Origin of the sequence: Halonotius terrestris (assembly GCF_006861665.1) — an archaeon.
Lineage (GTDB): Archaea > Halobacteriota > Halobacteria > Halobacteriales > Haloferacaceae > Halonotius > Halonotius terrestris.
Genome location: NZ_RKLU01000002.1, coordinates 524265 through 538855 on the forward strand (window position 1 = coordinate 524265; position 14591 = coordinate 538855).

Annotated in this window: 10 protein-coding genes; 9 read left to right on the top strand and 1 reads right to left on the bottom strand. The window is 47.7% G+C overall.

Translation table 11 applies throughout. The features are described 5' to 3' along the window. Positions 1-67 precede the first annotated feature (67 nt). The 6 genes from EGH24_RS06280 to EGH24_RS06305 all read left to right on the top strand — a co-directional run bounded on the left by EGH24_RS06280 (position 68) and on the right by EGH24_RS06305 (position 9280). Positions 68-2059, top strand: a complete 1992-nt coding sequence (locus EGH24_RS06280) for a type I restriction-modification system subunit M (RefSeq protein ID WP_142979298.1) — start codon at positions 68-70, stop codon at positions 2057-2059. Next, positions 2056-3372, top strand: a complete 1317-nt coding sequence (locus EGH24_RS06285; protein WP_142979299.1) for a restriction endonuclease subunit S — start codon at positions 2056-2058, stop codon at positions 3370-3372. Before EGH24_RS06280 ends, EGH24_RS06285 begins: the two co-directional genes overlap by 4 nt. Next, entirely contained in the window at positions 3356-6325 is a 2970-nt protein-coding gene (locus EGH24_RS06290; RefSeq protein WP_142979300.1) for a type I restriction endonuclease subunit R, read from the top strand. The genes EGH24_RS06285 and EGH24_RS06290 overlap by 17 nt, the downstream gene beginning before the upstream one ends. Positions 6326-6420: 95 nt before the next feature. Further along, entirely contained in the window at positions 6421-7425 is a 1005-nt protein-coding gene (locus EGH24_RS06295) for a Cdc6/Cdc18 family protein (protein WP_142979301.1), read from the top strand. A gap of 139 nt (positions 7426-7564) precedes the next feature. Further along, the gene (locus EGH24_RS06300; RefSeq protein WP_142979302.1) at positions 7565-8494 is read left to right on the top strand and encodes a DUF4268 domain-containing protein; all 930 of its coding nucleotides are present in this window, start codon (positions 7565-7567) and stop codon (positions 8492-8494) included. 138 nt (positions 8495-8632) lie between these two features. Further along, on the top strand, positions 8633-9280 hold the full coding sequence (locus tag EGH24_RS06305) for a hypothetical protein (RefSeq protein ID WP_142979303.1): 648 nt from the start codon (positions 8633-8635) through the stop codon (positions 9278-9280). 4 nt (positions 9281-9284) lie between these two features. Here EGH24_RS06305 and EGH24_RS06310 read toward each other — a convergent pair whose 3' ends face one another. Beyond that, positions 9285-9854: a hypothetical protein gene (locus tag EGH24_RS06310; protein WP_142979304.1), complete on the bottom strand. Its 570-nt coding sequence runs from the start codon at positions 9852-9854 to the stop codon at positions 9285-9287. Positions 9855-10094: 240 nt separating this feature from the next. Here EGH24_RS06310 and EGH24_RS06315 point away from each other — a divergent pair, with 240 nt between their 5' ends. The 3 genes from EGH24_RS06315 to EGH24_RS06325 all read left to right on the top strand — a co-directional run bounded on the left by EGH24_RS06315 (position 10095) and on the right by EGH24_RS06325 (position 14570). Next, complete coding sequence (locus EGH24_RS06315; protein WP_142979305.1) at positions 10095-11873, top strand: transposase; 1779 nt, start codon at positions 10095-10097, stop codon at positions 11871-11873. A gap of 644 nt (positions 11874-12517) precedes the next feature. Continuing rightward, positions 12518-13654, top strand: coding sequence for a S8 family peptidase (locus EGH24_RS06320; RefSeq protein WP_185903247.1), 1137 nt, complete (start codon positions 12518-12520; stop codon positions 13652-13654). A 52-nt stretch (positions 13655-13706) separates the two neighbouring features. Continuing rightward, positions 13707-14570, top strand: coding sequence for a hypothetical protein (locus tag EGH24_RS06325; protein ID WP_142979307.1), 864 nt, complete (start codon positions 13707-13709; stop codon positions 14568-14570). Positions 14571-14591 lie beyond the last annotated feature (21 nt).

Genomic DNA, 14591 nt, shown 5'->3' on the forward strand with positions numbered 1-14591 from the left:
TAGCAGCAGCCGAGGATGGAGCGGTTACCATACAATTTATCAATGTCACTTACAACCTCAGTCGTAGATGGTCGAGAATTTCAATGAGAAGGCTGATTTTATTTGGTCGATTGCAGACCTTCTTCGCGGTGATTACAAGCAGTCCGAGTATCAGAAGGTAATTCTCCCGTTGACGGTGCTTCGGCGGCTTGACTGCGTGACGAAGCCGAACAAAGAGAATGTTCTCAAGCGATATGAGCAGCTGCAGGAACAGGGAATTGAGAACGTCGCGCCATCGCTGAAGAAAGCCTCCGGTGAGAAAGTGTACAACACCAGCGAGTACACGTTTGAATCACTCTGTGACGACCCAGAGCAGATAGCGAGTAACCTCCAATACTACATCAATTCCTTTGACGAAGAAACGAAGGAGATTTTCGATAAGTTCGATTTCAATCATCAGATTCAGCGGCTTGATGAAGCCGACCTTCTCTTCCAGGTGATGCAGGAGTTCGCTGAAATCGATCTCCATCCGGATGCAGTCCCCAACGAGGAGATGGGGTACATCTACGAGGAACTGATCCGGAAATTCAACGAACTCAGCAACGAGACCGCTGGCGAGCACTTCACGCCGCGCGAGGTTATTGAGCTGATGGTGAACCTCATTTTCGATGAGGACGACGAAGCACTATCAGAGGAAGGAGCTGTTCGGACGGTCTACGACCCGGCTTGTGGAACAGGCGGCATGTTGAGCGTAGCCGAAAACTACGTTCGTGATCTGAATGAAGGTGCGAACCTGCACGTCTTCGGGCAGGAATTGAACCCGGAAAGCTACGCGATCTGCAATTCTGATATGTTAATCAAGGGCCAAGAGCCTGAAAATATTGCTTACGGTAATTCGTTTACATCTGACGGATTTCCAGATAAGACATTTGACTACATGCTGTCTAACCCACCGTTTGGAGTATCGTGGAAGAAAATCAAAGAGGAAATCGAGCGTGAGCATGAAGAAAAAGGATTTGCAGGACGCTTTGGGGCGGGTACCCCGCGTGTTAGCGATGGAGCTTTACTATTTTTACAACACATGATTAGCAAAATGAAACCATCAGAGGATGGTGGATCTCGCATTGCTATCGTTTTAAATGAATCACCACTGTTCACTGGAGGACCGAATAGTGGAGAGTCTGCAATTCGGCGTTGGATAATTGAAAACGACTGGCTAGAGGCGATCATTGGATTACCGGAACATCTGTTTTATAATACAGGAATACACACATATGTCTTAATATTATCAAATAAGAAACCAGAACATAGAAAAGGAAAAATTCAGCTGATTGATTCTCGCCAGATGTATGATGAAATGGACGAGAGCCTAGGGGAGAAACGCCATAAACTCTCAGAACACCATATCGAAGAAGTGACAGAGATATTTGGCGATTTAGAAACAAATGGACGGTCTAGAGTATTAGATAACGATGAATTCGGGTACCGGAGAATTGTAATTGATCGTCCACTCCGCTTAAGCTTTCAAGCAACTGATGAGCGTATCGAAAGTTTAGACGAAGAACGTGCTTTCACAAATCGAGATAATGATGTTCAGGAAGAAATCAAAAATGCATTGAAAGATTTGGATTCAGAAAAGAAATGGATGGATCGGGATGATTTCATAACTGATGTTGAGATAGTTTTCAATATGCATGGACTGGATGTGCGTAGAAGTGTTTATAATGCTATTGAGCGTGCCTTGGGTGAACGAGATCCCGAAGCAGAGATAGTCACTGACAGTAACGGAAAACCAGAGCACGATACTGAATTACGCAATCGGGAGCGTGTACCTCTGGGCAAGGATCCTAGAAAATACTTCGAACAAGAAGTCAGCCCATATGTTGAAAATGCTTGGATCAACGAAAACAGTAAGTATTATGATGATAATGATGGCGAATTAGGGGTAGTGGGATATGAAATAAACTTCAATAGACATTTCTATAAATATGAACCGCCACGCCCAATAAATGAGATAAATAAAGATATTGACGATTTATCTAAAGATATTTCTCGCCTTCTTACGGAGATAACAAAATGAAATCTGCAACAGCAGAAAATGAAATAGATAAAATAAACTGTAGTTATACTACAATACCACTTAAATTTGGAGTTGATAGAAAAGTAAATAAATTTGAGGAAGTACCGGATGATTTACCTCGGATCAGTCTTGATATGGTTGAATCAGAAACGGGTATAATCAAAGAAAACAACGAAGGTTCTGAATTAGGGACAGGATTAGTTGAATTCCAACGCGGAAATGTGCTATTTGCTAAACTACGCCCGTATCTAGCAAAGGTTTTCGAAGCAGAATTTAGAGGGGCTGCGTCTCCCGAATTTATTGTATTGGAGCCAAAAGAATTTGATAGTCGATTCTTACACTACTTATGCCTCTCAAATGACTTTATTGACAGAGTGAATGCTTCAACATATGGGGCAAAGATGCCTCGGGCATCTTGGAATTTTATAGGAAACCTGCAGGTTCCGTGCCCCAATATATCTGTACAAGAAAAAATAGCTGAATATCTTGATCAACAAGTAGGTTATATACAGGATGGCATTAAACATCTCGAAGATCTACATAGTCTGTTAGGAGAGAAACAAAATTCGTTGATCTCTTATGTTATTACCCCTCAAGATGTTCAGGACTCAGATAATCCTCTTACAGGTGTTCCTGAACACTGGGAAGTCATTCGTTTGAAATACCTATTAAATCGGTTAGAGCAGGGTTGGTCACCAAAATGTAATGATCATCCTTCAAAAAGAGATGAATGGGGTGTTCTAAAAGCAGGAGCAGCAAACAATGGCGAATTCCACCCGAATGAAAATAAAGCCCTACCGAATGATAAAGAACCAAGACCGGAGTTAGGGGTCTCGGAAGGGGACCTGATTATGAATCGTGCAAGTGGTTCAGCCGATTTATTGGGAAGCGTGGCTATTGTACCACAAAACACCTCAAAATTGATGCTTTGTGATAAGTTATTTCGGCTACATGTGCGTAATGAGGTTGTTTTATCTGAATATTTATATATTGTACTACGTTCTAAACCCCTTAGACATCAAATTAATAAAGAGATCTCTGGAGCTGAAGGCCTCGCTAACAACATACCACAATCTGCTGTGAAAAATCTAAAGATACCAATACCCTCTCGTTCTGAACAGAAAATTATTGTTGAAAATATATCCCAAAGGGAAAACAAATTAGACGATTATTTATCTAAAACCAACAGATTGATTTCTTTGCTAAATGAGAAAAGACAATCAATCATCACCAAAGCAATTAATGGTCAAATCGACTTACGAACAATCGAATCCACTAATACTCAGGAGGCCACTTATGGGAAGAATTCATGACGAAGAACACTTTGAGGAATATATTTCAAGTTATTTAGTTGAATCCAATGAATATGACCTCTTATCTTCTGCGGAATTTGATAAAGAGCGTGGTATATTTCCCGACATCGTCGTATCTTTCGTTAAAGAAACTCAGCCAAAGAAGTGGAATAAACTAGAAACTGCTTACAAGGGGAATGCACGGAAGCGGTTTTTACAGGACCTCACCAGTGCGATGGAGAATCGTGGAACATTAGAATTGCTTCGCCATGGTCTTCGAACTACTGGAACTACGATTTATTTGGCGGCTTTCAAACCAAATACAGGGCTAAATCCGGAAATTGAGAAGCGATACAAATCCAACCACCTCGGTGTAACTTCTCAATTCTACTATTCTGCGACCGATCCGAACAAGAGTATTGACCTTGCCTTGTCACTCAACGGAATCCCGGTTGCGACAGCCGAACTCAAGAACGCGATGACGGATCAGACGATTGAGGATGCAAAGATCCAGTACAAAACTGATCGTGATCCGGGCGAACCCGTTTTGAAATTCAAGCGTGGTGCGTTGGTTCATTTTGCTGTTGACACACATGAGGTAGAATATACGACGGAACTCGCTGGCGAAGATACCCACTTCCTGCCGTTCAACAGAGGCCATGAGAACGGTGCTGGCAATCCACCACATGAATCGGGCCACCGAACGGCGTATCTCTGGGAAGATATCTGGGCGAAAGACAGCTGGATGGATATTATCCAGCGGTTCATGCACATCGATGAGGAGGAGATCCAGAAGGACGGTGTGACGGTCGAAACGGACGAGACGATGATCTTCCCCCGCTATCATCAACTCGATTGTGTTCGCAAGCTCGTTGCTGACGCGAAAGCACACGGCGCGGGCGAAGATTATCTGATCCAACACTCTACAGGGAGTGGCAAGAGCAAGTCGATAGCATGGCTTGTCCACCGGCTCACGTCGCTTCATGATGACGACGATGAGGCTGTCTTTGATGGCGTCGTTGTCGTGACCGACCGGACGGTTCTGGATAAACAACTCCGGAATACGATCTACGAACTTGACCACAAAACCGGGGTTGTAGAGGCAATCAAAGGCGAACACGGCTCAAAATCAGAAGAACTTGCTGAAGCACTCGAAGCCGGAAAGCCGGTCATCATCACCACGCTGCAGACGTTCCCGTATGTCATTGAACACACGCAGGGACTCCCTGAGCGAGATTACGCTGTCGTCGTTGACGAAGCCCACAGTAGCCAGACCGGTGAGATGGCGAAGGAGATGAAGGAAATCCTGTCTGGAAAAGACGTATCAGAGGATGATGATTGGGAGGATCTGCTGGCGAAGAGTGCCGAATCACGAGGTCAGCAGAGCAATCTGAGCTTCTTTGCGTTCACTGCAACGCCAAAGGGGAAAACGCTAGAATCGTTCGGTCACACGCCCGAAGACGGCGACAAGCCAGAGCCGTTCCACCTCTACTCCATGCGGCAGGCTATTGAGGAAGGCTTCATTCTCGATGTGCTCCAACACTACACGACCTACGATACGTTCTACGGGTTAGCGAAGGCTATCGAGGAAGATCCACAAGTCCCCCAAAAGAAGGCAGTCAAGGCCGTCTCACGCTTCCTGAAGCTGCATCCGCACAACATCGCACAGAAGGTCAAGATCATCATTGAACACTTCCGCGAACACACCCAGCACAAGATCGGCGGAAAAGCGAAGGCGATGGTGGTAACGTCTTCACGGGTTCACGCTGTCCGGTACAAGAACGCGATTGATGACTACATCGAAGAGAACGACTATGACCTGGGCGCACTCGTCGCATTCAGCGGAACCGTCGAGGATGACGGCTTCGAATATACCGAAGACGGAATGAATCCGGAGGGTGTCACTCAGTCAAATCTCACCAACGAGTTCGACACCCAAGAGTACCAAATCCTCGTGGTTGCCGACAAGTACCAGACTGGGTTTGATCAGCCGCTGTTGCACACGATGTACGTTGATAAGAAGCTCTCCGGCGTCCAAGCCGTACAAACGCTTGGCCGTTTAAACCGAACCCATCCGGGCAAAGAGGATACGTTCGTCCTTGATTTCCAGAACGACCGTGAGGACATCTACAACGCTTTCCAGCCGTTCTATGAGAAAACAACCGTTGAGGAGACCACCGATCCCCAACACATCTACCAGCTGGAAGCCGAGCTTGATGGCTTCCAAATCTACACAAAACAGGAAGTCGATCAGTTCGCAGAGGCGTTCTTCAGTCCGAAGAACAAAGGTACAGAACAGGCGCACGCGAAGTTAGAGAGTCATATTCAGCCTGCGCGTGATCGGTTCAAAGTTGCAGATGTAGAGAAACAAGATAATTTCCGGTCGAAACTCCGCTCGTTCCTTCGGCTATACAAATTCCAGTCACAGGTGGTCAATTACTCGGACACTCAACTCGAAAAGCTGTACACCTTCGGTCGGTTCCTCTACAAGGAATTACCACGCGATCCGAACGAATCAAGAGTTGAATTCAACGATGAGCTCGCGCTTCAATACTACCGACTCGAAAAAGCCGAGGAAGGGAACATAGAATTAGATGCCAGTGGCGGGGAAGTGCAGTCTCCAACAGAAACCGGCACAGGAAGCCAAGAAGACGAGGAAGTCGAACTCTCAACGATTGTTGAGAAGATCAACGAACAGCTTGGAACTGATTTCACCGAAGCCGATCAACTCTTCTTGGATCAACTCAAGGAAGACGCCTTAGAAGACGATCATCTCCGCCGGTCGGCACAGGTCAACAGTAAGGAGAACTTCGCGCTTGAGTTCGATGACACCCTAACCGAGATGTTCATTGATCGGATGGATCAGAACCAAGAGTTGTTTGCAAAATTCATGGACAACGAAGAAGTGCAAGAGGCAATCACGAAACATCTCCGCCGCGAAGTCTATCAAGAAAGCCAGACAGCAAACAGCTGATTCAGCGATAGCAGGTTTCTCTCTGTGGATTAATTGCGGAACATTCGGAAACGACACCCTTCCGTTTATTATTTTGTACCCGGATCAGTATCGATATGATTACGAACGCACGGGTGTTGCAATCCGAGTTCGTTCCGAACGACGTGAAACACCGTCCGGCAGAGGTAAGCCACCTCTCAGATACCCTTCGACCAGTTACGAACGGGAACCGCCCAGAGCCTTCCTTCCTATACGGCCCCTCGGGAGCCGGTAAAACCTGCATCGCTCGGCATACTGTTGAACAGCTACGAGAGAACGTTGTTGATCTTAACACGCAGTACGTGAACTGTTGGGAGGAACACACGGCCTTCCAGACGCTGTACCGGGTACTGGATGCTGTTGGGAATACACACGATATTCACCGCCGATCAACACCAACAGACGAATTGGTTCAACGCCTCCGCGAGTACGATGGCCCACAGTACATCGTCATCCTCGATGAGGTCGATCAATTAGAGGACAAAGAAATCCTCTACGACTTCTACCGGATTCGCAATCTTTCGATGATTCTCATTGCAAACCGAGAGGAGGATGTGTTCAGTGATTTCGATGGGCGACTCAACAGCCGTCTCCAGACCTGCATCCGGATTCGATTCAACCAGTACAGTCTCGATCAGTTGGTGACGATTCTTGAAGATCGCGTCCAGTGGGGCCTTGAACAGGGTGCAATCGAAACCCAGGGGTTAGAACGAATCGCTGATCACGCCGCTGGTGACGCCCGGATAGCGATTGGTCTCCTCCGGAATGCTGCACGGCAGGCTGTCCAGCAACAAACTGAGCAAATTACTGATGACGTAATTGATGCCGTCGTCTCAGAGACGAAATCAGAAATCAGGCAGAAGACCACTGACAAGCTCACACCGCACCAACAAGTGCTGTACGATCTAATCACAGAGACTGACCGAATCGGAGCTGGAAATCTCTACAGTGCATACTGTGAGACTGTTGAGGATCCGAAAACTCGCCGTACCATGCGGAATCACCTCAGTAAACTCCAGCAGTACAATCTCATCACTGCGAGTGGTAACACAAGAAACAGAACCTACTCGGCGTGTGGGTAATTGTATCTATTGAAAGGAGAATTCTATGAGATGACGCTATTCATATAGTTAAGGCACCCGAGGAAGAGATTCTATACAGCGGAAAACCTGCTATTTTCATTGCAAATATTCAATACATTGGGATGAAAATGATCTGAGCATGAATAGCCTTCCTCGTGCCGTTCGACACGCCCCCAGAGAGCTATTTTCTAGAGAAGATACAGAATTCACACCGTGGTTAGAGGAAAACATTGATAGAATATCTGAAACGCTTGATCTCTCACTAACTGTAATCGAACGTGAGCGTGATACCCCAACAGGTTTCTCTGTAGATCTGTTCGTTGAAGATGAAGATAGTGGTCAGGAAGGGGTCATTGAATGCCAACTTGAGTCAACAGATCACGATCACCTAGGGAAGTTACTAGCATATTCGACGGCATTTGACACAGATTTAGTGATATGGGTAGTCCGTGACGCTCGGTATGAACATGAAAAGACAATAGACTGGCTAAATGAATCAACAGAGAAGTATTTTCACCTCGTTAAGATTGAAGCAATTGAAATTGCCGGTGAAATGGCACCATTGTTTACACCGTTAGCTTCTCCAAGCCCAGAAGTTAAAGAAATAGGTGAAACGAAACGTGAACCATCGGATCGAGATAAGAAACAAGAACGGTTTTGGACTGAGTTATTAGAGCGATCTGGTGAATTCACACTGTTTGACAATATAACTCCAAAGAAGGCGAGTTATATCACCAAGGGAGCGGGCGTTGCAGGGATTAAATACATATATCGTATCCGAAACGGATGGGGTGATTCAGGCCTCTATATTGATGTGGGCGAAAAAGAACTGAATGGGGAGGTATTCGATGAATTGCACGCGCAGCGTGAGGAGATAGAATCAGAGTTAGATTATGAAGTGGAATGGCATCGATTGGAAGATAGCCGTGCCTGTCGTATCACACTGAAGTTTAACTCATATGGGCTTGAAGATGAAGACCACTGGCCACAAGTGCAGGATGACATGATTGAAGCGATGAAAGAAGTTCACTCTGTATTTGGACCAAAAATTGAGAAGTTGTCAGTATAGCACTTGTACGAATCGTTGAGTGCATCAATATTAGGAATATCTTCCTCAAACACTGGTATCCAACAGAGCAGTTGGAACAAGTTTTGTTTCGGAAAACACCCTCTTACTCTGAAAACGGGTTCGGTCTTCTATCTTCTCATGGGTAGCTTAGATCCCATCGCGTTCGACATCGAAACAAGCGGGCTGGACGACAGCGCGGTACTCACCGTCGCTGGATTGGCTCATTCGCTTGGAGAGGTATTGATTCTGAACACAGACGGGCGCACTGCAAACAGTGGCAAGCTAGAAAATGCCCTTCAACCAGATTCCATTGGAAATGTAGAGGTGCTGCTAGCTGACGATGAGGAGGCCCTACTTGGGATTCTTCATCGGATCGCCCATGACCGCCTTGACGACGACAAACATTACCTGACGGCCTACAACGGTGAGGTCTGGAACGGAGGCTTCGATTTACCATTTGTCCGAACGGCTTGTATCAAACATAGCATAGACTGGCCATTTCCGGAAATCGCGTACGCCGATGTGTTCAGCTTCATTGATCGTTTTGACACAAATAATGAAAAGGGGTTGGTTGAAGTATATGATGGGCTGATTGGGAAGGAGTCCTGTGATCCATTCATAGATAGTGGGGCTGCCGTGGAAGCCTTCAAAACCGAGGATTGGGAATCACTCTTGTTGCATAACTTATCAGACATACAACGTACGCGAGAACTGGCTATTCTGGGTGGCAAATATGTTCCGAGATCAGACTTTCAGATGAAAAATCTGAACCCTCCAAATAAATAGTAAATCACTCGGAGTCTATATTTTCCCTATTCTCCTGATAATTCTCTTTGATTGCTTCAATAGTTTCATCGTCATTCTTTAGTGCTAAATTCGCTAACCTGGTTTCATCTGAAATAAATTGTTCAAAATCCGATTTTTTGTTTTTTAATGTATTTCTAACTTCTATATATCGCTCCACCGTGTGAAGGATACCCATTGATTTCATGAATTCTATAAACGGTATCGCTGCTTCATCTATGGTATAAAGTGTGACATATTCACCATTTTTCTCCGCACGATATTCAGTTAGCAATTCCAAGTCCTCTGCATCATTTAGGAGTTTAGTTAGTGTAGGTGAAGATACATTGATCATCTCTTCAATATCTGTATATTGATGACGACGAGCTATACATAATAATTCGATAGCTCCTTTTCTCTCGAAGAATTCTTTTATTTCTTCGAGGCGATCTTCGCCGCCTACTGTCTCTAAATAGTACTTTATTTCATCTTGTGTGAGTACGGGCGATCCGAATATAGCTTGAACATCTGCTATTGTATCTTGAGCTTCATGCTCCGCTGAATCCTCTTCATCCATCCCATTAGTGAGATTCGGGTAGCACTGGAATAAAAACAAAGCTAGCTTAAAATTTAAGCTAGCATAAAATCTAATTCAGCTTTTGTGCGGACTTATTACCTCAATCGCTGTCCAGTATCGGTTAATTCGGAAATCACCCTCAAGATACTAAGTTAAAATTTTGCCATATTTAGTACAAAATGATCAGAGCCATATCAGATTCAGATTTGTTGATCCCAGATCTCTTTGGAGGTGTTTTTTATGACTGGTAAGGGTGCAGCAGATCAATCTGAAACTGATAGATCTGAACAAATCTTAGAGTCTATCAGAAACCAGATTGAAGATCTCTGTTATATTCATGAACATATGACTCGTGTTTTAATTAATTTAGACATTGATGAGGATTGGTTTAGCGGATATGATGAACAAGAGAGAGCTAAATATGATTTCAAAGCTATGATTCTAACATTAGTATACATGCGCGCACGGAATATTGGTCAATCTGAGATGGAACGGCGACTCCATGGGGTAGCCTCACTCGGGGTTAGATTTGGGTTCGATAATATACCAGATCAACAGGCAATCAGCTACAACCAAAAAAATAGATTTGATAATGACGAAAGAGTGCTGCTGAAAAAAATTGCTGATGAACTCGTGGAAACGTGTATTGAACACGATATAATGCATGATACAGAGCCGAAAATCGAACTAGACAAAATTGACCATGAGCAAGTCGAGGAGCAGGAGATTATGGATGTAGTGGAACAGGCTACAGAAATCGGATTTCAAGAATTCTCTGCAGATCGCGGATCAAACACCAGCTATCCGCTTGATGCATTTTTTGAGCGACAAGGGTATATCAATTTGGCTAAAGCTGGAACCACAACCAAATCCAGGCGGTTTGCGAGACTGAGTAATAGAAAAGACGTGCCACATGGCTCAACTCATAATAGAACGATGAAAAAGGTCGCTGATCCAGATGCGCAAGTAACATTTGCGGAATTTAGAGATGGTGTTACTCCAGAATGGAAGCGGATTCGAGACGAAATACTGGAACCATTTCACGCTGGAGTTGAGGCAATTCTAAAGGAGTTGACTAGCGGTGAGGGCGCAGAATCTGCCATCCGAGAACCGGTACATGCAGCCATTGATATCACAGTCTGGCCGTATCACGTAAGCCCGTATTGGTCAAACCGCACTGCATCAAATAAAGATAAGAATCCAATCGAATTAGACATTGATGGAGAAACTAAGCTGATTGATCCTGATTACCCTGAGCTCGTCTCAGGAACGAAAGATGGAGAGCGTGGTTTCAAGATGGCCACGATCACTATAGTTGCCCAAGACACTCCAATCGTATTAGGAGTTGAACCAGTTCGGGATTCGCGTAAATTTGAGAAAGAATTAGGTATTGATATTGACAGCCCACCGCGAGGGGAGACAGTTGACCGATTAATTGAACAAGCTAAACAACATGTAGATCTGCACAAAATCTTCCTAGATCGAGGATTCGATTCTGATCAAACTAGAGCAATCATTGATCAGCACGAATCTCTCTATGTATTGGGTAAAAGTGCTCGTGCAGATATTGATAAAGAGCATATTGAGGAGATCAAAGACGATGACTACTATGATTCTAGACTAGTCCATGGGACGCTCGAATACGATGGAACGGAACACGATATCACATATATCTACAAGGAATCGGATACAGTAGATAAAAAATATGTCATGTTTACAGTGAACGAGCACATTGATCATCATCGGGCCGAAGGCCTAATCAGTCAGTACGGTCAGCGAATGGAAATTGAAAACCAGTATAAAAGCATCAAGAAGCACTTTTTGCCGACCTGCGCTTCAAAGGACTATCGCATTCGATTACTGTATTTTGTGATTGGTGTGGTGCTGTATAATGTCTGGAGACTCGCTAATTACCTTCTTAGGGATGTTGTTGATTTCCATCTTGGCGAGAGTCCACCAATCCCAGCTGGAGAATTGATCGAGATCGTTGGTATCTGTATGTCCAAACCCCCAGATTAGTAGGTTACTTTGGATCGTCTGATCGCAGAAATCGATAGTGGAAACACTCAGTGGCAACTATTATTTTCACCTCATTTATCTTGATATTTATTGAAACATAATTCATTTGAGTATATTGCTCTTCGATCCCAGTAACCAATCTATTTGATCGCCTGACTACTCTCAATATCACCGATCTCGCTTGTATTTTCGCTAAACAGTCAGGTTGGGGCTGCGACGATTCGAGGCGTATTCACCCATCGAAACCGGTCATATATATTCACAGGCTGCCTGACGAAGGCATGGCCGCGCCCGAGAAAGCAACCGGACGGGCGATACTGGTAGTGTGTTTGCTGGCTGTGACAGGCGGGCTGATCGTCGGTGGCCTGAGTGATCCAGCCGAAGCGGGTGAGAGTACAACCGACACTAAACCCGAGGCGACTGGGCAGGCGACAGCAACGATCGATAGCAGCCCGTCGACGGTGACCACTACAGCCACCGCTGGTACGCGTTCCCTACCGAAGGCGACCAACAAATCCACAGTCAATCCAGCGGTGGTAACGCCGGCAACGCTGGGGCCCCCTCCGGTAAATAACACCACGCACGCCCTGTCCTCGCTTGGGGTGAATGCAGTCTGGTCGGAGTTTCAAACTCGCGGCGAGGGAGTGACTATCGCCGTCCTCGATAGCGGCGTCGCCGCTGAGACACACCCGTCGCTCGCTCCGACCGACGACGGCTGGGCTGATTTCGCTACGAACCAGAGTGACCCCACAGATACCAGAAACCACGGTACGCTCACCTCGGGCGTGCTTGTCGGAAACACAACGCCAGACGGTACCCGCTACGGTATCGCTCCGGAGGCGGACCTCATCCACGCGAACGTCTTTCACGAGGACGGCGACATCCGTACTAGTGACGTGATCCGCGGCATCGACTGGGCGATCGACCATCCCCGAGATCCGGAGGTGCTTGTGATCAACGTCAACCACAAGGGCGTCCACTACGACCGGTACGTCGATGCGATAGAGCGCGCCCGCGCCGCGGGCGTCTATGTCGTCGTCCCCGCCGGCAACGACGGCGACGAACTCGGCTCCCCAGGCAGCGTCTACAGCGCGCTGTCGGTCGGTGCGACGACGGCAACGGGCGATGTGGCTCCTTACTCAAGCGGTGGGATCGTCTCGACCCGAGCGACGTGGGGCGTCGATCCGATCTACGAGTACGACTGGCCGGAGTCCTACGTATATCCGACCGTCGTCGCACCCGGATCGACGATCACCGCATCCGCTGACGGCGGCTATCGCCGCGCGCAGGGAACCAGCTTCGCCGCGCCACACGCTGCGGGAACGGTCGCGTTGATGCAGGCTGCCAGCGACCGGCATCTCACGCCGGCCGAAATCGATCGCGCGCTGCTGGCGACAGCCCGCCAGCCAATCGATTCGCTACCCAATACCCGATACGGCTACGGCGTCGTCGACGCGTATGCGGCGGTCGGAGCTGTCGCCGACAAACCGCCGTATTTCGCCGTCACGCGGCTGGAACATACCGCACCGATCGAGCGCGGCGAGCGTGTCGCCTTCGAGGCTGAGATTCAAAACGTCGGGAATGTCACCGACACCCAACTGGTGACGATGCACATCGACGGCGAGCGGTTCGGCTCACGGCTGCTCACGCTGAACGGGACCGAGACCGCGACGGTCGGCCGGACACGCGGGGTGGCATGTGTCGAACACCGACAGTCGTCGATTACAATCGAGACGGACAACACGAGCCTCACAGCTCCGATCGAGATCTGTGCCCACTGACCACCCGTCGCGGAGCGGTGTGCATATACTGAGTCGTCGACAACAACCGATTGTGCGACCGCTATCCCGCCGTCAAATCCTCTCTATCGGGGCTGCTGGTCTCACGACCGCACTCGCAGGCTGTTCGGGGACGGCGAGCGAGGGAGCAGGACGCCAATACATCGAATCGATCACCACCGAACAACGGGCGAATCCACGGGTCGTCGACCTTGTCGTCGAACTCGTTGCGGATCACGGCGCGACACGAGTCGCCGTCGTCGACGGTACTGGAAACACCGTTTTTCAACAGCCGATCCGTACTGACCAGCGGTTCGTTCGGATCCCACTCGAAGACGGCGTCGACGCGATTCTCCACCCGATTGCGACCGTCGAAACGCTCGACCATGAGATCGTGCTCTACGACGGTGAGGAGGTGTTGACACGAAACGCTTGGCGGCCGACAATCGAACTCGACTACGCGTTCGAACTCCGCAACGACAGCGATGTCACCACCGCAAACAGCATTCGCATGACGCTCCGCAACGAGAGCGACATTCGCATGCGACCCCTCCGCAGCTACATCGCTGCGGGGTTTCCCACGGAGGTACACCGAACAACCGAAGTCGGCAAAATCGCGCCGATGCCGACGACGCCGACGTGGGCAGTGTCTGGTGAATCCACCTATAACATCGTTGCCGACGATCCAAGCCTCGGGACAAACTTACTCGCCCCACCTGACGGCGAGTGTTTTACCGCGGGCAAACGGATCGAACTCGTCGTCGAATACGAACAGCCACTCATCGATCGGATCGCCCTGACTGTTTCGCTTGCTGGCGACCCCCGTCCCTACGAGGGACCCGATGGCGCGCAGAGCGTCTTCTGTAGTCGCCCATCGATCGAAACCTGGGAGCTGATCGATCGAGAGCTGTTGGCGTGAGCGATGGGCGCGATATCACCG